The sequence below is a fragment of the Pseudoclavibacter terrae genome (genome assembly GCF_008831075.1).
Classification (GTDB): Bacteria; Actinomycetota; Actinomycetes; order Actinomycetales; family Microbacteriaceae; genus Pseudoclavibacter; species Pseudoclavibacter terrae.
Genome location: NZ_WBJX01000006.1, coordinates 229,729 through 252,249 on the forward strand (window position 1 = coordinate 229,729; position 22,521 = coordinate 252,249).

The window sequence follows — 22,521 nt, forward strand, 5'->3', positions numbered from 1 at the left end:
AATTCGTCGGCGGACCCCGCGGTGGCAGCCACCGGCGTCACTCACGAGCGGCGAGCAGGATACGATCGCGGAAGCTATGAATGTTCTTCAGGGATTCGCGGTCATCGCGGTCATCGTGACCGTTGGCGTGTTCCTGGCACGCAGCGGGGTGCTCGGGCAGACCGGGCAGACCGGCCTGTCCAAGCTCGCATTCAACGTCGCGACTCCGGCGCTCCTCTTCACGCTCATGGCCGACGCGCACCTCGAGGTGCTCTACTCCAGGCAGTTCGTCGTCACGGCGATCGCGATGACCGCCGTCGCGCTCATCTACAGCGGTGTCGGCGCCCTGCGCAGGTGGGGACTCGGGACGACGACGTCCGGCGCGATGGCGGCCAGCTACGTCAACGCCGGGAACCTCGGCATCCCCATCGCGGTCTACGTGCTCGGCGACGCAACTCTGGTCGCACCCGTGATGCTCGGGCAGCAGCTCATCATGGGGCCGGTCTTCATGACGCTCCTCGACATCGCATCCAGGGACGACGATGCGCCCCGGCTCCGGTGGTGGCAGATCGTCCTCCGGCCCTTCCGGAATCCCATCGTCATCGGGGCGCTGGCTGGCATCGCGGTGAGCGCATCCGGCGTCACCATCCCGGCGTTCCTGCTCGATCCCATCGAGCTCCTCGGTGGCATGAGCGTCCCCGCCATGCTCCTGGCGTTCGGCATGTCCCTCTGGGGCAACGCCATCCCGTTCCGCGAATCGGACCGTGCGCCCGCGATCGTCGCCACCGTGCTCAAGGTGTTCATCCACCCGGCTCTGGCATGGCTCATCGGAGCGTGGCTCTTCGGTCTCGACGGTGCCGCGCTGCTCATCGTCGTCGTGACTGCGGCGCTCCCGTCCGCACAGAACGTCTTCACCTATGCGAGCAATTACGGGGTCGGGATGCGTGTCGCGCGCGAGACGATCCTGGCCACCACATTCCTCTCGGTTCCCGTCATATTCGTCGTGACCGTGCTGCTGTCGAAGTAGCGCGCGCAGATTGGCGCTGGCGCTTCGAATTCGAGGCGGGCTAGCTTGGTCGCATGGAGCTCTGGCGTGGAGAACTGCGATGGCCGATCAAGTCGTCCTTCGTCGAGTACGTGCGTCGCTCGGGTGGCGACGTGCGCGTGGAGGGCGGGGCGTTCGTCGACGACGAGGAGTTCGCCTACCCGCGAGGCGCGACCGACTCCGCCTGGCTAGCTGGAGAGTCGCCCGTGGGCAGCGCCAGCTTCGTCGGCTCGGTGAGGCTCACGGGGCACGGAGGCATGCTCGACGTGACGTTCCGCAACCCGCAGCTCGTCTTCGACGGCGACGGGGCGAGGCTCGTCGTGCAGGGTGAGGACGGTGCACTGATCGACTTCGCGAGCTGCGAGGTCGGTACGCCGCTCGTCCGCGATGACGTGGCCGAATGGCTGGGCGTGCGCGTGATCCTCACCCCTGCCGGCTCGAGCGTCTTCAACGGCATGTACCGCCCGTACTCGGAGATGGACTCGTTGAACTTCACGCTCGCCCTCGGGCGGACGGAGTCCCCGCGCGAGGAGCGCGCCTAGTCCGAGGGCGTGACGACGGTCTCTTCCGGCGCTTCGTCCGTCGTCATCCCCGGTGCCTGTGTCAGGTCCGGCAGGATGCCCGCTTCCGTGAGCTGCTTCGCAAGGCCAGCGCCGTCGGGCGCGTAGACCCACGGCACCGGCGCGTTCTTGCGCCAGTGCGCGCTCGCCGCGCGGCCGCCAGCGAGGACAGCCTCGCTCGTCGACAGCTGCCGGATGGCGATGGCGAGCACTTGGTCAGGGTGGCGGCTCGTGAACTCGCCGTAGATCTGCTCGTCGTGCTGGCCGTCGTCACCCACGAGGATCCACTTGATGTCGGGGAACTCACGGGCGAGTCGGTCGAGGTTCGACACCTTGTGGTCGAGCCCCGACCGGAAGATGCGCTCGGGGGTCGGGCCCCAGTCGGTGAGCAGCAGCGGGCCAGCGGGGTAGAGGTTGCGTCCGAGGAACCGAGCAAGCGTCGGAGCCACGTTCCACGGCCCGGTCGACAGGTAGACGACGGGTGTCTCGCTGCGCCCGAAGGACGTGAGGATGCGCTCGGAGAGCACGTTCATGCCGGGCGTCGGGGTGCGCGCGTGCACGTCGAGCACGAAGGTGTTCCACGCGGCGAGCATGGGGCGGGGGAGCGCTGTCACCATGACCGTGTCGTCGATGTCCGAGAGGAGTCCGACGCGCTGTTCGTCGGCCACGATGAAGACCGGGGCCGTGCTCGTCTGCCGGTCGAAGCTCTCGAAGGTGATGGTGTTCCAGCCCGGGGGGAGGCTCGCGGGCAGGTTGATGTCGATGATGCCGCCTCGGTCGGCTTTGACCGCGTGCCTGACGCCATCGATGATGACGGTCGCGGGCACGTTCCCGGCGGACACTCGTGCGAAGCTCCGCCAGCCGCGGACGACCGATTCGCGGCGCTTGCGCCGGAGGAGCCTCGAGAGGCTGAAGCGGCGCCTGCTGCCGGGCGGGGCCATGTGGACGCGCGCGAGCGCGCGGACCCACGTCGTGGTCCCGTATCCCGTGTAGGGCTCGAGGACGGTGAGGTAGCCGCGCTTCCGGACGAGCTTGACTCGCACGAGGCGGACGCGGTCCTCGATTCGGAAGGCGTTGTCGATGACGGCCCGCACGGGCCTGAGCCCAAGCAGCCAGCGTTCGAGCGGGGACTGGGCGTCGGAGGTCGGCGTCACCCGCTCATCCTCGCACGCCGGCGGTCTCGGCGTCTGAGTTGTCTGCGTCCGTGTTGCCTGTGCCTGGCTTGCCCTGCTCGTCGGCGGCACGAGCTGCTGCCTCGTCGAGGTCCCGGTTCATGACCTTCCCGATGGATCGCTTCACGAGCCACATGATGACGAGGAACACGACGATCACGCCGACGAAGAGGTACCCGGCCCAGTGCAGGGACGACGAGAGCTCTCGGAACCCGGCTGAGGCCCCGGCCGCGGCGCTCACGTAGGCGGTCGACCAGATGACGCAGGCCGGGATGGTCCAGGCGAGGAATCGTCGGTAGCGCATGCCGCCCATGCCTGCGGTGAGCGGCACGAGGGAGTGCAGGACCGGGAGGAATCGGGAGATGAGGACTGCGGGGCCACCGCGGCGCTGGATGAGGAGCTCCGCGCGCTGCCAGCGGTCGTCTCCGAGCCAGCGGCCCACTCGTGAGGCGCGGATCCGTGGCCCGAAGGTGCGGCCGAGCCAGAACCCGAAGGATTCGCCGAGCAGCGCACCGATGATCGACGCGGCGATCGTCAGGACCCAGGGGAGCGGCGCGTCGATCCCCGTGCTGAGCGCGAGCAGGACCGTCTCGCCTGGCACGATGAGCCCGATCAGCACGCTCGTCTCGAGCAGGATCGCGACGCCCACCAGCACGATCCGCCAGACGGGAGGCACGGATTCGATGTACTCGAGGGCGGTCTCGATCAGCTCGTTCATGCTCTCGTCCCCGCATTCATGTCCGCGACTCTAGGGCCACAAGTTTGGCGTCCCTGGGGATTCGTCACCGTTACCGTTTCGTTACACTCACTACATTATGTAGAAAAGCCTGGTGGGGCTCGCAATGCAACCGAACTTAGGGCCGCCTATTCGACAACATGTAGGAGAACGCGGCGTACCATCGAGATCAGGAATCGCGCTGCGCTTCCAGGGCCTCGCGCCCAACCCCAGACGCATCAGGAGGCCCCGTGGACGCCCTGCTGGATCCACTCATTCTCGCGCGGTGGCAGTTCGGTGTCACGACCATCTACCACTTCCTCTTCGTGCCCGTCACGCTGGGTCTGGTCCTCGCCATCGCGATCTGGCAGACGGCCTGGGTGCGCACGGGCAAGGTCACGTACCTGCGACTCACGAAGCTCTTCGGCAAGATGTTCCTCATCAACTTCGCCATGGGCGTCGTGACCGGCATCGTGCAGGAATTCCAGTTCGGAATGAACTGGTCCGACTACTCCCGCTTCGTCGGCGACGTGTTCGGGGCTCCGCTCGCGTTCGAGGGACTCGTGGCGTTCTTCCTCGAGGCGACCTTCATCGGGCTGTGGATCTTCGGCTGGGACAAGCTGCCGCCGAAGCTGCACCTCGCCACCATCTGGATGACCATGATCGGAACGTGGACCTCGGCCTACTTCATCCTGGCCGCCAACGCGTTCATGCAGAACCCGGTCGGGTACGAGATGAACGAGGCAAACGGTCGAGCTGAACTCGTCGACTTCGGTGCCGTGCTGACCAACCCGGTTGCGCTCGCCGCGCTGCCGCACACGATCTTCGCCTCCCTCATGGTGGGAGCGGCCATCATCATCGCGACCGCCGCATGGCACCTCAAGCGCGACCAGAACCACGACGTCATGTGGCCCGCCCTCAAGTTCGGCCTCTGGTTCATGCTCGTCGGCGGCGTCGGCACCATGCTCAGCGGCGACCAGCTCGGTCTCGCCATGGTCGAGGCGCAGCCCATGAAGATGGCGGCCGCCGAGGCGCTGTACACGACTGCCACCGGCGCAGACGCATCCTTCTCGGTCTTCACGTGGGGAACCCCGGACGGCTCGTCCGAGCTCTTCTCCATCCGCATCCCCTACCTCCTCTCGTTCCTGTCGACGCACACGTTCGACGGAACGGTCGAGGGCATCAACGATCTGCAGGCGCAGTACACGGCGCTCTACGGGCCGGGCGACTACGCGCCGATCATCTGGGTCACGTACTGGTCCTTCCGCTGGATGATGGGCTTCGGCATGGCGTCCATCGCGGTCGCCGTGGCCGGGCTCTGGGTGACGCGCAAGAAGGCGAAGAACCCGCCCAGGAAGTGGATGTTCAACGTCGCGATCCTCACCGTCCTGTTCCCGACGCTGGGCATCACGGTCGGCTGGATCTTCACCGAGATGGGGCGCCAGCCCTGGCTGGTGTTCGGGCTGCTCAAGACCGAGTCCGGTGTCTCCCCGAACGTGAGCGGACTGAGCGTGCTCATCTCTCTCGTCGCATTCACGGTCGTCTACGCGATCCTCGCGATCGTGGAGGTCAAGCTGCTGCTGAAGGCGGCTCAGTCCGAGCCGCCGAGTTTCGATTCGAATGCCGATGGCACCGTCGACGACGTTGCCGATGTCAAGGTGAAAGCGAGCGTCTACTGATGGATCTGCCCGTCCTCTGGTTCTGGATCGTCGCGTTCTTCTTCATCGGGTACTTCGTGCTCGACGGCTTCGACTTCGGCGTCGGCATCGCCCTCCCGTTCATCGGCAAGGACGACACCGACCGGCGAGTGCTCATCAACACGATCGGCCCGATCTGGGACCTCAACGAGACATGGGTGATCGTCGCCGGGGCCGTGCTGTTCGCATCGTTCCCCGAGTGGTACGCGACGATCTTCTCGGGCTTCTACCTGCCGCTGCTGCTCATCCTGCTGGCGCTCATCGTCCGAGGGGTCTCGTTCGAGTACCGGCACCAGGGCAAGGGCGTCGAATGGACGAGATGGTTCGACTGGATGATCTTCGTCGGCTCGGTCGTGCCCGCCTTCCTGTGGGGCGTCGCGTTCGCGAACATCACGCAGGGACTCGCGCTCGATGAGAACTTCAACTACATCGGCTCGTTCTTCGATCTGCTGAACCCCTATGCGCTGCTCGGCGGGCTCACGACGCTCGCGCTGTTCTTCTACCATGGGCTGGTGTTCATCACGAGGAAGACCGAGGGGGAGATCCTCGACCGTGCTCGCGCGCTCGCCCTGAAGGTCGGCGTGCTCGTCGCGGTGCTCGCGATCACATTCCTCGGCTGGACGGTCACCGCGAACTTCTCGACCGCAGGCATGATGCTCGCGATGGTCGCCGTCCTCGCCTTCGTCGGCTCCTACGTCGGCACGATGCTGCGTCGCGACGGCATCGCCTTCGCGCTCGGCGCGCTGACGGTGGCCACGGCCGTGCTGACGCTCTTCGCGTCGCTCTTCCCGAACCTCATCCCGAACACGCTCGACCCGGCCAACCCGCTGACGATCATCAACGGCTCCTCCAGCGACTACACGCTGACGATCATGAGCTGGGCCGCGCTCATCATCGTGCCGTTCGTGCTGGGGTACCAGGCATGGACCTTCTGGGTCTTCCGGAAGCGCATCAGCCGCACCATGATCACGGGAGAAGCGCCCAAGGAGTCAGCGGCCGTGGCCGCCTAGCCTGTGAAACCCCTCGACCCCCGACTCCTGAGCCACGCCGCGTCGGCACGAAGCTTCTTCGTGCTCGGCGCGGCCCTCGGGGTCGTGCAGACCGCATCCGTCATCGGCTTCGCCTGGCTGGTCACCCACCTCATCGTGTCGGCGATCGCGGGTGAGCGCGTCAACGAGCTCCTGCCGTGGTTCGGGGCGCTGCTCGCGGTCATCGTGGTGCGCAGCGCCGCGACCTGGGGGATGGAGGCCGTCTCCGCCCGTGCCGCCGCGAAGGTCAAGAGCGAGCTGCGCTCGAAGCTGCTGGCGTCCATCGCGAGGCTCGGGCCGGCCTGGCTGGCCAGCACGTCGAGCTCCCGGCTCACGACCCTTGCTGGACCGGGGCTCGGCGCTCTCGACACCTACTTCTCGAAGTACCTGCCGCAGCTCATCCTCACGGCCATCGCCGCGCCCGTGCTGATCGTCGTCATGGCGATCTGGGACCTCCCGTCCGCCATCACCGTCATCATCACCCTGCCGCTGATCCCGGTGTTCATGATCCTCATCGGCTGGGCGACGCAGAAGGTGCAGCAGCGGCAGTGGTCGGCGCTCTCGACGCTCGCGACGGGGTTCCTCGAGGTCGTCGAGGGGCTCTCGACACTCAAGATCTTCGGCAGAGCCGAACGGCAGCCCGCGCGCATCCGGCAGGTCACCGACGACTACCGGGTCGCGACGATGAAGGTCCTCCGCCTCTCGTTCATGTCCGGTTTCGCGCTCGAGCTGCTCGCGAGCCTCTCGGTGGCGCTCATCGCCGTCACGATCGGCATCCAGCTCATCAACCGCGAGATGTCGCTCGAAGTGGGACTCTTCGTGCTGCTGCTCGCCCCAGAGGTGTACCTGCCGCTTCGCCAGGTCGGCGCCCAGTTCCACGCCGCGGCCGATGGCGTCGCCGCGTCCGAGGACGTGTTCGCGGTGATCGAGGAGGCCGACGCGGCTCCCGGTGGACCGCAGGTCGGCGCGCGGGGTGCCTTCGACGCGGGACGCGCGCGTCCGGACAGTCCCCGGGGGGATCTCGTGCTCAGCGGTGTCACGGCCGGCTACGAGGGTCGGTCCGTGCTGCGCGATCACAGCCTCGTCGCTGCCGCCGGGCACGTGACGGCGATCGTCGGTCCGTCGGGCGCGGGCAAGTCGACGCTGCTCGCCGTCGTCCGGGGCACGGTCGACGCGGTCGGCTCCGTGACGGTCGGCGGTGAGCGCCTGACCGGCGACGCGCGACGCGCGGCCATCGCGTGGATGGGCCAGTCGCCGTCACTGATCGAAGGAAGCATCGCCGAGAACGTGGCCCTCGGCCAACCGGACGCGAGCCCCGACGAGGTGCGCGCCGCACTCACCCACGCCGGCCTCGCGTTCCTCGACGCCGACCGGATGCTCGGCGTCGCCGGAACGGGCCTGTCCGGCGGGCAGTCGCAGCGCCTCGCCCTCGCCCGCACGCTGCTGCGCGCGCGTCGCCTCGACTGCCCCGTCGTGCTGTTCGACGAGCCGAGCTCCGCGCTCGACGCCGAGACCGAGCGTCGCATCGCGGCGGCCTTCCGGACGCTCGCCGACGAAGGGCGCGTCGTCCTCGTCGTCAGCCACCGGACCGCGCTCGTCGCGTCCGCGGACTGCGTCCATACCGTCGAACGACTCGAGGCGGTGGCCAGCGCATGACTCGTCTCCAGGAGCGCCCGTCCGCAGACGAGCGCCGAATCCTGCGCCTCGCCATGCCGTCCGCGCGTCGACTGTGGCCGTCGATCGCGATCGGGCTGCTCAGCGCCATCTGCGCCGTCGCGCTCCTCGCCACGAGCGCGTACCTGCTCACGCGGGCCTCCGAGATCATCCACATCCTGCTGCTCGGCATCGCCATCGTCGGCGTCCGCGCGTTCGCCATCGGGCGTGCGGTCTTCCGCTACGTCGAACGGCTGCTCGGACACGACGCCTCCTTCCGTCAGCTCGCGGAACTTCGAGTCGGTGTCCTCGAGCGACTGATCCCGCTTGCGCCAGCCGGACTCGCCACGCATCGCCGCGGCGACCTGCTGACCCGCCTCGTGAGCGACGTCGACGAGCTGCAGTTCCTGCCGCTCCGAGTCGCGCAGCCCCTCATCATCGCCGGGCTCACGTCGACGCTCGCCGTCGTCGGCATCTGGCTCGTGAGCGCGCCTGCGGCGATCGTGCTCGCCCTCTGCCTCCTGCTGGCCGGCATCGTCGCGACGGCGACGAACCTGGCCATCTCGGGCCGCGCCGACCGGGAGGCCGCGCCGCTGCGCGCCGCGCTCAACGACCGCATCTACGAGACCGTCTCCACCTTCGAGACGCTCGAGGCATACGGAGCGCTCGACGCGAAGCTCGCGGAGGTCGACGCGGCGGATGCGCGCCTCAGGGACGCGCTCGTCTCCCGGGCTCGGGGCAGCGGCGCGGTCGCCGGCTCCGTGATGCTCTTCTCGGGCCTCGCGACGGCGGGCGCCCTCGCCGTCGGCATCGACCCGACGGTCGACGGCGGCCTGCTCGCGCCCATGCTCACCCTCATCGCGCTGGTGCCGATGGCCCTCTTCGAGATCTTCGCGCAGGTACCCCAGGCGGTGGCCGCCTGGCGTCAGGTCAGAGCGAGCGCGGTTCGCGTCGCCGACGTGGCACCGGGGGACGCGCCGACGAGCCTGCCGGACGCCCAGCCCCTTCCGGAGCCGCGGCAGGGACCGACCCGGCCCGTGACGCTGGCACTCCACGACGTCTCCGCGTCCTGGCCCGGCGCACCAGAGCCCGCCATCCGCGGCATCTCCCTCGAGCTCGCACCGGGCGACCGCCTGCTCGTCGAGGGCGAATCGGGCGCTGGCAAGACGACGCTCGCCAACGTCCTCGTCCGGTTCCTCGACCACGAAGGCTCGTACCGGCTCAACGGGGTCGAGGCAAAGGAGTACGCGCCCGCACAGGTGCGCGCAGTCGTCGGACTCATCGAGCAGCGGCCCCACATCTTCGACGAGACCATCAGACAGAACCTGCTCTTCGCGAAGCCAGATGCCGACGACACCGAACTCGAGGCCGTCCTCGGCCGAGTGGGACTCGGAGAATGGCTCGAAGAGCGGGGCGGACTCGAAGCCAGAGTCGGCGAGCACGGCTCGCTCGTGTCTGGCGGGCAGGCGCAGCGCATCGCCCTCGCGCGCGGCATCCTGGCAGACTTCCCGGTGCTCGTGCTCGACGAGCCGACGGCCAACGTCGACCCCGCGCTCGCCGACCGGCTCGTGGCTGAGCTGCTCGACGCATCCGGTGCCGAACGCTCGGTCGTGATCATCTCGCACACCCCCGTCGACCCATCCCTCGTGACTCGCGCGCTTCGCCTCGGCGGCGAGTAGTCTTGGGCGTTGGTGTGCAACGCGAAGAGCCCCGTGCTTCGCGTGGAATCCCGCCGCTCGCGGCGAGACCCACCCTCCGTGCAGCAACCGGCAACGCGATGAGACCTCCTCACCGCCGAGCGACCTGCAAGAAAATGGAAGAGGAAATCTGTGACCGAAGCGACAGGCGCTGAGCCCCAGGACTACGACTACAAGGCTCTCGAGGCGAAGTGGTCGGCTGAATGGGATCAGCTTCAGCCTTTCGCGACGAACCTCGCGGGCGACGACCGCCCGCGCAAGTACGTCCTCGACATGTTCCCGTACCCCTCCGGTGACCTGCACATGGGCCACGCCGAGCAGTACGCGCTCGGCGACGCCGTCGCGCGCTACTGGCGTCACCAGGGCTTCAACGTCCTGCACCCCATCGGCTGGGACTCCTTCGGCCTCCCCGCCGAGAACGCCGCCATCAAGAACGGCGGCGACCCCAAGGACTGGACGTACGAGAACATCGCCCAGCAGCGCGCCTCCATGAAGCGCTACGCGGCGTCCTTCGACTGGAACCGCGTCATCCACACCTCCGACCCCGAGTACTACCGCTGGAACCAGTGGCTGTTCCTGCAGATGTACGAGCGAGGCCTCGCCTACCGCAAGTACTCCGACGTGAACTGGTGCCCGAACGACCAGACCGTGCTCGCCAACGAGCAGGTCATCGACGGACACTGCGAGCGCTGCGACGCGATCGTCGTGAAGAAGAAGCTCAACCAGTGGTACTTCAAGATCACCGACTACGCCGACCGGCTCATCGACGACCTCAACCAGCTCGAAGGGCACTGGCCGCAGAAGGTCATCACGATGCAGCGCAACTGGATCGGGCGCTCGCTCGGTGCAGACGTCGACTTCGTCGTCGAGGGCAGGGACGAGCCCGTCACGGTCTTCACCACGCGACCGGACACGCTCTACGGCGCGACCTTCATGGTTGTCGCTCCGGACTCCGACCTCGCCGCAGAGCTGGCCGAAGGCGCGAGCGACGACGTGCGCGAGCGCTTCGCCAAGTACCTCGCCGACACGCGCGCGCTCGACTCCATCGACCGCCAGTCGAGCGACCGTCCGAAGACGGGCGTCGACCTCGGCCGCTTCGCCATCAACCCGCTGAGCGGGGAGCGCCTCCCGATCTGGGCAGCCGACTACGTCCTCGCCGACTACGGGACCGGCGCGATCATGGCCGTGCCCGCGCACGACCAGCGCGACCTCGACTTCGCGCGCGCCTTCGACCTGCCGGTCAAGGTGGTCGTCGACGTCACGCAGGCCGTCACGGGCGTCATCCCGATCATCCCCGAAGACGGCTCGATGCCGGAGTTCGAGGACCTGCACCCCGCCAAGACCGGCGAGGCGCTGTCCGGCGACGGCAGACTCACCAACTCGGGACCGCTCGACGGACTCTCGAAGCGCTCGGGCATCCAGGCCGCGATCGAGCTCCTCGACGAGCGCGGCACGGGGCGCGCCGCCAAGAACTACCGACTGCGTGACTGGCTGATCTCCCGCCAGCGCTACTGGGGCACGCCCATCCCGATCCTGCACGGCGAGAACGGCAAGGAGGTGCCCGTGCCGCTCGACCAGCTGCCCGTGCGCCTGCCGGAGGCCGAGGGCCTCGACCTGCGACCCAAGGGCGCCTCGCCGCTGGGCGGTGCGACCGACTGGGTGAACACGGTCGACCCCGAGACGGGCGAGCCCATGCTGCGCGACACGGACACGATGGACACGTTCGTCGACAGCTCCTGGTACTTCCTGCGCTTCCTGTCGCCGAACAACGAGCTCGCCGCGTTCGACGAGAAGACCGCGTCGAGCTGGGCGCCCGTCGACCAGTACGTGGGCGGCGTCGAGCACGCCATCCTGCACCTGCTCTACGCGCGCTTCATCACGAAGGTGCTGTACGACCTCGGGCACGTCGACTTCACGGAGCCGTTCTCCGCGCTGCTCAACCAGGGCATGGTCGTCATGGACGGCAAGAAGATGTCGAAGTCGAAGGGCAACGTCGTGAGCCTCTCGGCGGAGCTCGACCAGTACGGCGTCGACGCCGTCCGCCTGACGATGCTCTTCGCGAGCCCCCCTGAAGACGACGTCGACTGGGCCGATGTGTCCGTCGCGGGCTCTGGCAAGTTCCTGGCGCGCGCCTGGCGCATCTCCGGCGAGGTCACGAGCCCCCTGGGCGTCGACTTCGGCGAGGGCGACCGGGGCCTGCGTCGCGAGACGCACCGCTTCCTCGCCGACGTCCCGCAGCTCGCGAGCGGGTTCAAGTTCAACGTGGTCATCGCGCGGCTCATGGAGCTCACCAACGCGACCCGCAAGGCCATCGACTCGGGCGCAGGCCCCGCTGACCCCGCCGTGCGCGAGGCCGCGGAGGCCATCGCCGTCGTGCTCGACATGTACGCCCCGCACACGGCGGAGGACATGTGGCAGCGCCTCGGCCACGAGGGCAGCATCTCGCACGTCAAGTGGCCGACGGCCGCCCGCTCGCTGCTCACGCAGGACCAGGTGACGGCGGTCGTCCAGGTCAACGGCAAGGTGAAGCACCGCCTCGACGTGCCGCCGACCATCGACGAAGCGTCGCTCGAGCAGCTCGCGATCTCCTCGCCGAAGGTGCAGGCAGCCATCGACGGGCGCGAGATCGTCAAGATCATCGTGCGTGCCCCGAAGCTCGTCAACATCGCCGTCAAGGGCTAGCAAGCCCTCCGCTGACCGGCGCCGGACGCGCCCCCGCTCAGTCGAGCGGGGGCGCGTCTGCGCGTCGGACCGCCTTCGTCACTCCGACTCCCTCTTCCATTTCGGGATGGCTTTCTCGCTTCGGGATGGTTTGTTTCCCATCCCGAAGCGAGAAAGCCATCCCGAGAGTCGGTCACGAGTCGCGCGGCGACTCTGCAGACATGTCCGCTGAGAGGAGTCAGCTCTCCACAGGATGCGACTTCCCAGGCACCAGGATGCCGGGCGGTCGTAGCGTGCGATCGTGTCCGAATCCGAGCTGGCCGACCTCTTCGAGCGTCCGTCCCGACCGCGCCTGCGGATCGGGGTGGGCGCCGCGGTCGTGCTCGTGCTCGTCGTGCTGGCGGGGGCGATCGCGATCGCAGCGTTCCGGCCGACGCCGAGCCTGGGAGCTATCGGGGTGCCGTCGCCGTCGGCCAGCTTCGAGCTCGAATCGACGGAGGCGCCCGCTGGCAGCGAGGGGGCGACCACCGAGACGCTGCTGGTGCATGTCGTCGGGGCGGTCGGGGCCCCTGGCGTCTACGAGGTCCCACCCGGCGCACGCGTGGTCGACGGCATCGCCGCCGCCGGAGGCCTGGCGTCCGATGCCGACCCCTCGCTCCTCAATATGGCTCGCATGCTGGTCGACGGCGAGCAGCTGCACGTTCCCCGCCTCGGTGAGGCCCCGCCTGCGCCGGTCGCGACGGGTGTCGAGCCACCGGCTGCCGGGGGAGGCCCGTCCGCGGGCGGGGTCGTGAACCTGAACACGGCGACGGCGGCCGAGCTCGAGGAACTGCCTCGGATCGGGCCGGCGATGTCGGCCCGCATCATCGACTACCGCGAGCAGAACGACGGCTTCACGGCCGTCGAAGACCTGTTGGAGGTCGCGGGCGTCGGCGACGCGACCTACGAGGGCCTCGTCGATCTGGTCACGGTGTGAAGAGCGGCGGCGGCGGAGTCGCGCGCGATCAGGCGCAGGACGGCGTGCTCCTGCCTTGGCTGCACGCCGAGCGCCTCGGCATCAGGGATGCCCGACTCGTTCCTGCGGCGAGCGCCGTCTGGGGTGTGGCCTGGCTGTGTGTGACGTTCCCCGAGATCGCCTGGCGGATCACGGTCGGTGCGGTGCTCCTCGCCCTGTGCTGTCTGACGGCGGCGCTCGTCTGGCGGTCCAGGTCGCCCTCCGCGAGCGGAGTCCTGGCCACCCTGGCCGTCCTGGCCGCGGCAGTGGCACTCGTGGCGGTGAGCGCTGCCGTCCAGCTCCCGGTCCGAGCGCCTGAGGCGCTGCGGGCAGCCGCTGCCGAGGGGGCGACACTCCGCGCGACGGGGACGCTCACGACCCTCGTGGGTGACAGTGCGGTCGGCGACCGTGAGCAGAGCGGCGACTGGGTCGGGGCGCAGCTTGAGGAGGCACCGCACTTCGAGGTGCTCCTCGACTCGTTCACGGCTGGGGGAAGCTCGGGAGGGGGCGGGGCCGCGCTCCTCGTCTTCGGTCAGCTGAGCATGCCGGAGGACGCGGAGGCGCGCATTCCCGGGATCGGCTCGCGGGTCGTGCTGCAGGGCGAGCTTGGCCCGGCCGAGGCAGGCGACAGCGTGGCGGCCATGGTCTTCCTCGACGCTCCCGCCGAGGTCGTGCGGAGCCCCGGCGGGCTCCTCGAGGTCACCGCGGGCGCGCGGGATGCGTTCGTGGATGCGGCGCGAGGGCTGCCCGGGCCCGGTTCCCAGCTGCTCCCCGGTTTCTCCGTCGGCGACACTCGCCTCGTGACGCACGAGCTCGATGCCCAGATGAAGGCCGCCGCCCTCACGCACCTCACCGCCGTCTCCGGTGCGAACTGCGCCATCGTCGTCGCGGCCGTGCTGGTGGTCGGGCGCCTGCTCGGAGTCCGGCGCGGGGTGAGGCTGGCTCTCGCCTTGGTGGTCCTCGCGGCCTTCGTGGCGCTCGTGACCCCGGAGGGGAGCGTCGTCAGAGCCAGCGTCATGGCAGCCGTCGTGCTGGCGCTCGAGACCACGTCTCGTCGCGTGAGCGGGCTCGCGCTGCTCTCACTCGCGGTCCTCACCGTGCTCACGGCAGATCCGTGGCGCAGCCGCGAGTACGGCTTCGCGCTCTCAGTGCTCGCGACGCTGGGGCTGCTGACGCTCGCGACCCCGATGAGCGACCGCCTCGCGAGGTTCATGCCCCGAGCTCTCGCCATGGTCCTCGCCGTGCCGACAGCGGCGCAGCTCGCCTGTCAGCCCGTCCTCCTGCTCCTCGCGCCACAGCTCCCGCTCTACGGTGTCGTCGCGAACGTGCTCGCTGCCCCGGCAGCGCCAGCCGCGACGCTCATCGGTCTCGTCGGCTGTCTCATCCTCGGTCTCGCTCCTTGGCTTGGTCATGCGCTGCTCTGGGTGGCGTGGGTCCCAGCCCAGTGGATCGGGCTCGTGGCTGGCGCGGTCAGCTCCTGGCCGGGTGCCCTCCTCCCGTGGCCTGGCGGTCTCCTGGGCGCGTTCCTCTGCCTCGTCGCGGTCGTCGTGCTTGTCCTCCTCATCCAGCGCTGGAGAGCGTGGCTCGCGCTGCTGCTCTGCGTCGCGATGGTCGCCTACCTCGGCACAGTCGTGGGCCAGGCCGTCCACCTGAGGCGCAGCATCCCGGGCAACTGGCGGTACGCGGCGTGCGACATCGGCCAAGGGGATGCGCTGCTCGTGCGAACGGAAGCCGGAACGGCGCTTATCGACACCGGTGCGGAGCCCGAGGCGCTGCTGTCCTGCTTCGAGACGCTCGGCGTCCGCGAACTCGCGCTTCTCGTGCTGTCGCACTTCGACCTGGACCACACCGGGGCCGCCATGGCGATGGTCGAGTCTGGAGTCACCATCGCGGTGCTTGTCGTCCCTGACACGAGCGAGGCCCGGGAGGAGCCGCTCGTCGCGGCCCTGAGCGCATCCGGGGCTCAGGTCACGTACGCGGCGAGCGGAGACTCGTGGACGCTCGGCGACCTCACCTGGAGCGCTCTCTGGCCGAAGCGCGGACGAAGCGGAGAGCCGTCGAGCGGGGGTGGCAACGACGGCAGTCTCGTGACGCTGCTCGAGCCGACGGCGTCGTGCGCGTCCGTCTGCCTGTCCCTGGCCGCCCTCGGCGACCTGGGGGAGGATGCGCAGCGCGACGTCCTCCGCGAGCACACGCATCCGCGAGCCGACATCGTCAAGATGGCGCACCACGGCTCGCGCGACCAGAGCGCGCAGCTGTACCAGGAGCTCGGCTCCTCGATCGGGCTCGTCTCGGTCGGTGCCGACAACGGCTACGGGCATCCGACGGATGCCGCACTCGGGATGCTCACCGCAGCTGGCACGCAGCCGCTGCGCACCGACGAGCTCGGCACCATCGTGGTCGGGGGCACGGTCGGGACTCGCGGCAGCGGTCTGGATGAGCCGGTGATCGCCGGGATCGAGACCGTGGCACGGACGAGGGGTCGATCGCGCTGGCGCGGGGGCGCTTGGTCCCGAGCCCAGACCCGTCGTCGCTACCATTGACGCATGGCACAGGCGAAGCGGGCGAGCACCCCCAAGAGGGCGATCCCCGTCCTCACCCACCGCGAGGTGCGGCCGGCCGGCATCGTCCTCGTCAGCGGCCCGGAGGACTACTTCGCCGAGACCGCGATCACGCGTCTGCGCGACGTGCTCCGCGCCGAGTCGCCCGACCTCGAGATCACCGAGATCGAGGCCTCCGGGTACTCGAGCGGCTACCTCACGACGCTCGTGAGCCCATCCCTGTTCTTCGAGCCGCGCCTCGTCATCATCCGCGGAGTGCAGCAGTGCACCGACGCGCTCATCGCCGACGTCGTGGACTACACGAAGATTCCCGTGGATGGCGCAACCCTGGTGCTCAGGCACGGCGGGGGAGTGCGCGGCAAGAAGCTCCTCGACGCGGTCCGGGCGGCCAAGGACGTCGCCGTCGAGATCGACTGCCAGAAGCCGAAGCCGAGCGAGCTCGTCGACGTCGTCGTCGCCGAGGTCCGAGGCGCCGGCCGACGCATCGAGCCGCAGGCCGCCGCGCTGCTTGTCGCCGCCTTCAACACCGACCTCGCCGAGCTCATCGGCGCCGCCCGTCAGCTCCTGACGGTCACGAGCGACACCATCACCGACGAGCACGTCGACAAGTACTTCGGTGGCCGCGTCGAGACGACGGGCTTCAAGATCGCGGATGCGGCGCTCGCCGGGCGAGTCCGCGACGCGCTCGCGCTTGTCCGACACGGGTTCTCCACCGGGCTGCACCCCGTGCCGATCGTCTCCGCCGTCGCCTCGAAGCTGCGCATCATGGCGAAGGTGCAGGGCCTCAGCGGGTCGGACGCGCAGATCGCGAGCCGTGCCGGGGCGTCCCCCTGGCAGGTCGGCCAGGCCCGTCGTGAGCTGCGCGACTGGGATGACTCGTCGCTCGGACGCGCCATCACGCTCGTCGCCGAGACCGACCACGCCGTCAAAGGCGGAGGCAAGGACCCGCAGTTCGCCGTGGAGCGGATGCTCCGCTGCATCGCACTTCGCGACGTCTGACCGCATTCGCCCCCCCGGGCCACCTTCAGCTGACCGGCTTCGGTGATGGAACGGCGCCCGCGTGTCCTCGGCACTCGCCGGAGAGCCCTTGATCACGCACGTTGGTCACGAGGTCCGACCGTCGCCCGGGGTCAGGCCTGAGACGTTCCGACCCGAGAGCTTCGCGGCGACCCGCAGCACGGTGCCCCACGTGCGGACGGTCGCCGGTCCGCTCGACGTGTCCGAGCTCTTCGGCCTGCCGAGGCGCTGCAGCACGGGCGACTGGATCTGCCCGTTGGGGCAGGAAACGTAGATCTCGCGGCCGCGCACGGCCCAGCGGTCCTCCTCGAGGTCGACGCCCTCAAGCGCGGCCACCGCGCGCTCCTGGGGTGGCTCCGCGCAGAACACGACGACGTAGCGGCTCGGATGCGGGTCGAGGGCCCTGAACGGGTCCAGCTCGACAACCGCTCGCCATTCGTCCGCGTCGCGCACGAGCGTGGGGACGTCGAGGTCGAAGGCGGCCGCCATCTCGGCGCGGAGCCTCGTCTCGAGTTCGCTGTTCGCGACCTCGGCGGGGGCGTCGAGCAGCACGTTGCCCGTCTGCAGCACCGTCGCGATGCTGGTGTGCCCGGCAGCCTCGAGCGCGGCCTTGAGGTCCGCCATCGGGAGCTTCCGGTGCTGACCCAGGTTGATGCTCTGCAGGAGGGCGACACGACGAATCGACCCCCGCGCCTCGGACGAGGCTGCGGGGGTCGATGTCGGCATGACGGGAGGCTTAGAGCGCTGCGACCGTCTTGGCGATGGCCGACTTGCGGTTCGCTGCCTGGTTCTTGTGGATGACGCCCTTGGAGACGGCCTTGTCGAGCTTCTTGGCAGCGAAGGTGAGCGCGAGCTCAGCCTGCTCCTTGTTGCCCTCGGAGACAGCCGAACGCACGCGACGGATAGCCGTGCGGAGTTCGCTCTTGTAGGCGCGGTTGCGCTCGGTCGCCTTGCGGTTGGTGCCGATGCGCTTGATCTGCGACTTGATATTTGCCACGTTGCTTCTTTCTTACAGGAAGGTGTACTGGAACGGTGCCGCACGGAAGAGGGCCGTGCCGCCAATCCGCGCCGAGTGGGCGACGCGTAAGCCAAACAGAAACTCTACCAGGCTTCAGGCGACGTCGGTACCCGGCAGCGTTCTAGGCCGAATCCGCGATGGTGATCGCGAGCTCGGCCGGCGCATCCGTCTTCGTGCCGAACACGACCGTACCGGTCGCGACCTTGTCGATGAAGAACCGGTCGTGGCTGACGACGATGACGGCGCCGGGGAAGTGCACGAGCGCGCGCTCCATGACCTGCGTGCTCGGCAGGTCGAGGTGGTTGGTCGGCTCGTCGAGCACGAGCACGGAGGCGCCGGAGAGCAGGCACTGGGCCATCGCGACCCTGGCGCGCTGCCCGCCCGAGAGGGTCCCGATGCGTGACTTCAGCTCCGCCTCGCTGAAGCGGAACATGCTGAGGAAGCGTGCGACGGACTTCTTCGTGGCCCGGAGCGCGATGCTGTCCGGCATGGCGTTGACCGAGTGCGAGACGGTGTCCGACTCGTCGAGCTCGGCGAGCACCTGGTTGTAGGAGACGACCTTGACGCCGTTCGGCCAGTCGACCCGCCCGGTGTCGGCCTTCTCCTCGCTCGTGAGCACGCGCAGGAGCGTCGACTTGCCGCTGCCGTTCGGGCCGATGACGGCGATGCGGTCGCCGCGGTGCACCTCGAAGGTGACGTCGTCGAAGAGCGTGCGCTCCCCGTAGCTCTTGCCGAGGCCGGAGACGCGCGCGAGCACATCCTTGACGTGCAGCGAGCCGTAGATCTCGGTGACGATCTCGTCGACCGGCCGCGGCGCGCGCTTCTTCTTGATGCTCGAGAGGCGCTTGCCGAGCCCGGAGCCGCCGGCCTTCGCGGCCTCGCGCCGGTCGGAGATGCCCTCGGCCTCGAAGGCGAGCAGCTCCGCCTCGTGCACGAACTGCGCCTGGAGGGTCTTGAGTCGGAACTGCTTCTGGATGACGTACTCGCCGAAGTCGCCCGGGTACTCGTGCAGGTGGAGGTTCTCGACCTCGAGGATGCGCGTGACCACGGCATCGAGGAACGTGCGGTCGTGCGACACGATGATCGCGGCGCCGCGGAACGAGCGGAACCACGTCTCGAGCCATTCGACACCCGCGACGTCGAGGAAGTTCGTGGGCTCGTCGAGCAGCAGCACGTCCGGCTGCTCGAGCAGCAGCTTCGCGAGGGCGGCTCGGTTGCGCCAACCGCCGGAGAGCTTCTCGATGGGGCTCGTCCGGTGGTCCTCGTCGAAGCCGAGCTTCGTGAGGGCGGTGTCGATGTGCCGCTTGTAGTCCCAGCCGTCAGCCCGGTCCATCTGCTCGAAGAGCTCGGACTGGCGAAGGATGAGGCGGTCGAGCGCGTCGGCGTCCGGTTCGGCGGCGATGGCGGCGTCGATCTGGGCGAGCTCGGCTTCCATCTCGTGGACGTGCGAGAACAGCGTCTCGAGCGTCTCCAGGATCGTCGAGGATCCGTCGAGCTCGGAGAACTGCGAGAAGTAGCCGATGCGCACGCCGTCGTCGATCGAGACGGTGCCGGTGTCGGGCGACACCTGCTCGAGGATGAGCTTGAGCAGCGTCGACTTGCCCGAGCCGTTCTGGCCGATGAGCCCGATGCGGTCGCCCCGGTCGAGCGTGAGGAAGACCTCCTTGAGCACGGGGGAGGGGCCGAAGCCGACCTCGACGTCGTTGAGGCGGATGAGACTCATGCAGTGGTGCCTTCCTTGGCGTTCTCGGGCGGTGCGTGCCGCTGGCAGCGCGCTTGATCGCCGGGCGATGAGCGGCGGACTCGCGGCTCATGGGAGGATAGGCGACACCATGTCACCACGCGCCTCCACTCCGCTCGAGCCGGCTCAGACCGACCCCGCCCGGATCCGCAATTTCTGCATCATCGCCCACATCGACCACGGCAAGTCCACCCTGGCCGACCGGATGCTGCAGCTCACGGGCTCCGTCGATGAGCGCGCCATGCGTGCACAGTACCTCGACCGCATGGACATCGAGCGCGAGCGCGGCATCACGATCAAGAGCCAGGCCGTGCGCATGCCGTGGGCTGTCGAGGGCGACACCTTCGCGCTCAACATGATCGACACGCCCGGACACGTCGACTTCTCGTACGAGGTGTCACGTTCCCTTGCCGCCTGCGAGGGCGCCATCCTCCTCGTGGACGCAGCGCAGGGCATCGAGGCCCAGACGCTCGCGAACCTGTACCTGGCCATGGAGAACGACCTGGAGATCATCCCGGTCCTCAACAAGATCGACCTGCCGGCCGCCGACCCCGACCGCTTCGCGGCCGAGATCGCGAACCTCATCGGCGGCGACCCCGACGACGTGCTGCGCGTGAGCGGCAAGACGGGCATGGGCGTCGAGGAGCTTCTCGACCGCGTCGTCGAGCGCATCCCGGCCCCGGTTGGTGTCGCGGATGCTCCGGCGCGCGCGATGATCTTCGACTCGGTCTACGACGCCTACCGTGGCGTCGTCACCTACGTCCGCGTCGTCGACGGCGAGCTCAAGGCCCGCGACAAGATCAAGATGATGTCGACCGGCTCCACGCACGAGATGCTCGAGATCGGCGTCTCGTCGCCCGAGCCCACCGTCGCCAAGGGCCTCGGCGTCGGCGAGGTCGGCTACCTCATCACGGGTGTCAAGGATGTCCGCCTCTCGAAGGTGGGTGACACCGTCACGGGAAGCACCCGGCCGTCGGAGGACCCGCTGCCCGGCTACACCGAGCCGAAGCCCATGGTCTTCTCCGGCCTCTACCCGATCGACGCCGGAGACTACCCGGAGCTGCGTGAGGCGCTCGACAAGCTCAAGCTCTCCGACGCTGCCCTCAACTACGAGCCGGAGACGTCCGTTGCGCTCGGCTTCGGCTTCCGCGTCGGCTTCCTCGGCCTCCTCCACCTCGAGATCGTCACCGAGCGTCTCATGCGCGAGTTCGATCTCGACCTCATCACGACCGCGCCGTCGGTCGTCTACGAGGTCAAGACGGAGGACAAGCAGCTCCACACGGTCACGAACCCGAGCGAGTACCCCGAGGGCAAGATCCTCGAGGTGCGCGAGCCGATGATGCGCGCCGCGATCCTCGCGCCGAAGGACTACGTCGGCAAGATCATGGAGCTCTGCGAGGGCAAGCGTGGAACGCTCATCAGCATGGACTACCTCAGCGAGGAGCGCGTCGAGCTGCGCTACTCGATGCCGCTCGGCGAGATCGTGTTCGACTTCTTCGACCAGCTCAAGAGCCGAACGCAGGGGTACGCCTCCCTCGACTACGAGCCCATGGGCGACCAGGTCGCTGACCTCGTGAAGGTCGACATCCTGCTGCAGGGCGAGCGCGTCGACGCGTTCAGCGCCGTCATCCACAAGGACAAGGCGTACGCCTACGGGCTCCTCATGACCGAGCGTCTGCGCAAGCTCATCCCGCGCCAGCAGTTCGAGGTGCCGATCCAGGCAGCCATCGGTGCCCGCATCATCGCCCGCGAGACCATCCGCGCCATCCGCAAGGACGTGCTGGCCAAGTGCTACGGCGGCGATATCTCGCGAAAGCGCAAGCTGCTCGAGAAGCAGAAGGCCGGCAAGAAGCGCATGAAGATGGTCGGACGCGTGGAAGTGCCGCAGGAAGCATTCATCGCCGCCCTCAGCGGTGATGTCGAGAAGAAGAAGTAGCAGCAGTCTTTACCTAGTGGAAGTAGCCTGAGAGACGTGATGGAACAGGACAACCCTTTCGGCCAGGTGCTCGTCGCACTCGTGACCCCGATGACGCACGACGGAGAAGTCGATTGGGCGGGCGTCGAGAAGCACATCGACGACGTCATCTCGGCTGGCGCTGACGGCATCGTCGTCACCGGGACGACCGGTGAGACGTCGACGCTCACCGACGCCGAGAAGCTCAAGCTCGTCGTCGTCGGCAAGGAAGTTTCGGCAGGGCGCGCGAAGATCATCACCGGTGGCCCGTCGAACGAGACGGCGCACGCCATCCAGCTCGCCAAGCAGTCGGCGGATGCGGGCGCCGACGGCGTCATGGCCGTCACGCCCTACTACAACAAGCCAACCCAGGCTGGCGTGCTCACGCACTTCCGCATGATCGCGGACGCGACCGATCTGCCGCTCATCCTCTACGACATCCCGGGCCGCACCGGCATCCCGATCACGTACGAGACGATCCTGCGCCTCGCCAAGCACCCGAACATCATCGCGGTGAAGGACGCCAAGGGCGACCTCGCGCAGGTGTCGCGTGTGCTCAACCAGACGGAGCTGCTCTACTTCTCGGGTGACGACGCCAACACGCTGCCGCTCCTCTCGATCGGTGCGACCGGCCTCATCGGCGTGACCGCGAACATCGCGTCGCAGCCGTACCGCACGATGGTCGACGCCGTCAACGCGGGCGACCTCCGGACCGCGACGGATGCGCATCAGCGCCTCGAGCCGCTCGTCCGGGCCACCATGACCCACGTGCCGGGCACCGTGGCGACCAAGTACATCCTGCACGGCCTCGGCCGCATCAAGTCCCCGCGAGTCCGGTTGCCGCTTGTCGGTCCGGAGGAGTGGGAAGCCGCCCTCATCGAGGACGAGCTCGACCTGGTTCGCGACGTCGAAGGCGCGAGCTTCACGAACTTCCGGCCTGACCGCAACGCGGCCGCGGGTGGTGCGCTCCCGCGCATCCCAGGCACAACCCGCTGATTCGACCATTCCACCAGCGGCAACGCTGACTTC

Annotated in this window: 17 protein-coding genes; 12 read left to right on the forward strand and 5 right to left on the reverse strand. The window is 68.6% G+C overall.

Annotated features, from left to right (window positions below; translation table 11 throughout):
* Positions 1-76 precede the first annotated feature (76 nt).
* The gene (locus tag F8O03_RS16340) at positions 77-1,006 is read left to right on the forward strand and encodes an AEC family transporter (protein ID WP_104253042.1); all 930 of its coding nucleotides are present in this window, start codon (positions 77-79) and stop codon (positions 1,004-1,006) included.
* A 53-nt stretch (positions 1,007-1,059) separates the two neighbouring features.
* Positions 1,060-1,566 (forward strand): HtaA domain-containing protein, encoded by a 507-nt coding sequence (locus F8O03_RS16345; protein ID WP_151424796.1) that lies wholly within the window; start codon positions 1,060-1,062, stop codon positions 1,564-1,566.
* On the opposite strand, the gene F8O03_RS16350 is transcribed toward F8O03_RS16345, so the two are convergent.
* Together F8O03_RS16350 and F8O03_RS16355 are read right to left on the reverse strand one after the other, a co-directional pair.
* Complete coding sequence (locus F8O03_RS16350) at positions 1,563-2,738, reverse strand: App1 family protein (RefSeq protein ID WP_244296342.1); 1,176 nt, start codon at positions 2,736-2,738, stop codon at positions 1,563-1,565. The genes F8O03_RS16345 and F8O03_RS16350 overlap by 4 nt on opposite strands.
* Positions 2,739-2,742: 4 nt before the next feature.
* Positions 2,743-3,474 (reverse strand): DedA family protein, encoded by a 732-nt coding sequence (locus F8O03_RS16355; RefSeq protein ID WP_151424797.1) that lies wholly within the window; start codon positions 3,472-3,474, stop codon positions 2,743-2,745.
* 248 nt (positions 3,475-3,722) lie between these two features.
* On the opposite strand from F8O03_RS16355, the gene F8O03_RS16360 reads away from it, so the two are divergent.
* The 8 genes from F8O03_RS16360 to holA all read left to right on the forward strand — a co-directional run bounded on the left by F8O03_RS16360 (position 3,723) and on the right by holA (position 16,761).
* Entirely contained in the window at positions 3,723-5,150 is a 1,428-nt protein-coding gene (locus F8O03_RS16360) for a cytochrome ubiquinol oxidase subunit I (protein ID WP_104253039.1), read from the forward strand.
* A complete protein-coding gene (cydB, locus tag F8O03_RS16365) occupies positions 5,150-6,178 on the forward strand; it encodes a cytochrome d ubiquinol oxidase subunit II (protein WP_151424798.1) in 1,029 nt (342 codons plus the stop codon). The genes F8O03_RS16360 and cydB overlap by 1 nt, the downstream gene beginning before the upstream one ends.
* 3 nt (positions 6,179-6,181) lie before the next feature.
* Positions 6,182-7,852: a thiol reductant ABC exporter subunit CydD gene (gene cydD / locus F8O03_RS16370; RefSeq protein ID WP_151424799.1), complete on the forward strand. Its 1,671-nt coding sequence runs from the start codon at positions 6,182-6,184 to the stop codon at positions 7,850-7,852.
* Positions 7,849-9,528 carry a thiol reductant ABC exporter subunit CydC gene (gene cydC, locus F8O03_RS16375; protein WP_151424800.1) on the forward strand — a complete coding sequence of 560 codons (1,680 nt, stop codon included), beginning with the start codon at positions 7,849-7,851 and terminating at the stop codon, positions 9,526-9,528. The genes cydD and cydC overlap by 4 nt, the downstream gene beginning before the upstream one ends.
* 150 nt (positions 9,529-9,678) lie before the next feature.
* A complete protein-coding gene (leuS, locus tag F8O03_RS16380) occupies positions 9,679-12,228 on the forward strand; it encodes a leucine--tRNA ligase (RefSeq protein ID WP_151424801.1) in 2,550 nt (849 codons plus the stop codon).
* 280 nt (positions 12,229-12,508) lie between these two features.
* On the forward strand, positions 12,509-13,183 hold the full coding sequence (locus tag F8O03_RS16385) for a ComEA family DNA-binding protein (protein WP_244296343.1): 675 nt from the start codon (positions 12,509-12,511) through the stop codon (positions 13,181-13,183).
* The gene (locus F8O03_RS16390) at positions 13,180-15,744 is read left to right on the forward strand and encodes a ComEC/Rec2 family competence protein (RefSeq protein WP_151424802.1); all 2,565 of its coding nucleotides are present in this window, start codon (positions 13,180-13,182) and stop codon (positions 15,742-15,744) included. The genes F8O03_RS16385 and F8O03_RS16390 overlap by 4 nt, the downstream gene beginning before the upstream one ends.
* Before the next feature lie 3 nt (positions 15,745-15,747).
* Positions 15,748-16,761 (forward strand): DNA polymerase III subunit delta, encoded by a 1,014-nt coding sequence (gene holA / locus F8O03_RS16395; RefSeq protein WP_151424803.1) that lies wholly within the window; start codon positions 15,748-15,750, stop codon positions 16,759-16,761.
* Positions 16,762-16,866: 105 nt separating this feature from the next.
* Here holA and F8O03_RS16400 read toward each other — a convergent pair whose 3' ends face one another.
* From F8O03_RS16400 to F8O03_RS16410, 3 genes are all read right to left on the reverse strand, one after another.
* Positions 16,867-17,505, reverse strand: coding sequence for a DUF1697 domain-containing protein (locus F8O03_RS16400; RefSeq protein ID WP_151424804.1), 639 nt, complete (start codon positions 17,503-17,505; stop codon positions 16,867-16,869).
* Between the two features lie 10 nt (positions 17,506-17,515).
* Positions 17,516-17,776 carry a 30S ribosomal protein S20 gene (gene rpsT / locus F8O03_RS16405; protein WP_068493103.1) on the reverse strand — a complete coding sequence of 87 codons (261 nt, stop codon included), beginning with the start codon at positions 17,774-17,776 and terminating at the stop codon, positions 17,516-17,518.
* Between the two features lie 142 nt (positions 17,777-17,918).
* On the reverse strand, positions 17,919-19,520 hold the full coding sequence (locus F8O03_RS16410) for an ABC-F family ATP-binding cassette domain-containing protein (protein WP_151424805.1): 1,602 nt from the start codon (positions 19,518-19,520) through the stop codon (positions 17,919-17,921).
* Between the two features lie 109 nt (positions 19,521-19,629).
* Between F8O03_RS16410 and lepA the strand changes: the two genes are divergently transcribed.
* Both lepA and dapA read left to right on the forward strand, forming a co-directional pair.
* Positions 19,630-21,474, forward strand: a complete 1,845-nt coding sequence (gene lepA / locus F8O03_RS16415; protein ID WP_104253030.1) for a translation elongation factor 4 — start codon at positions 19,630-19,632, stop codon at positions 21,472-21,474.
* Positions 21,475-21,513: 39 nt separating this feature from the next.
* Positions 21,514-22,488, forward strand: coding sequence for a 4-hydroxy-tetrahydrodipicolinate synthase (gene dapA, locus F8O03_RS16420; RefSeq protein WP_151424866.1), 975 nt, complete (start codon positions 21,514-21,516; stop codon positions 22,486-22,488).
* The last annotated feature ends 33 nt before the right edge of the window (positions 22,489-22,521 follow it).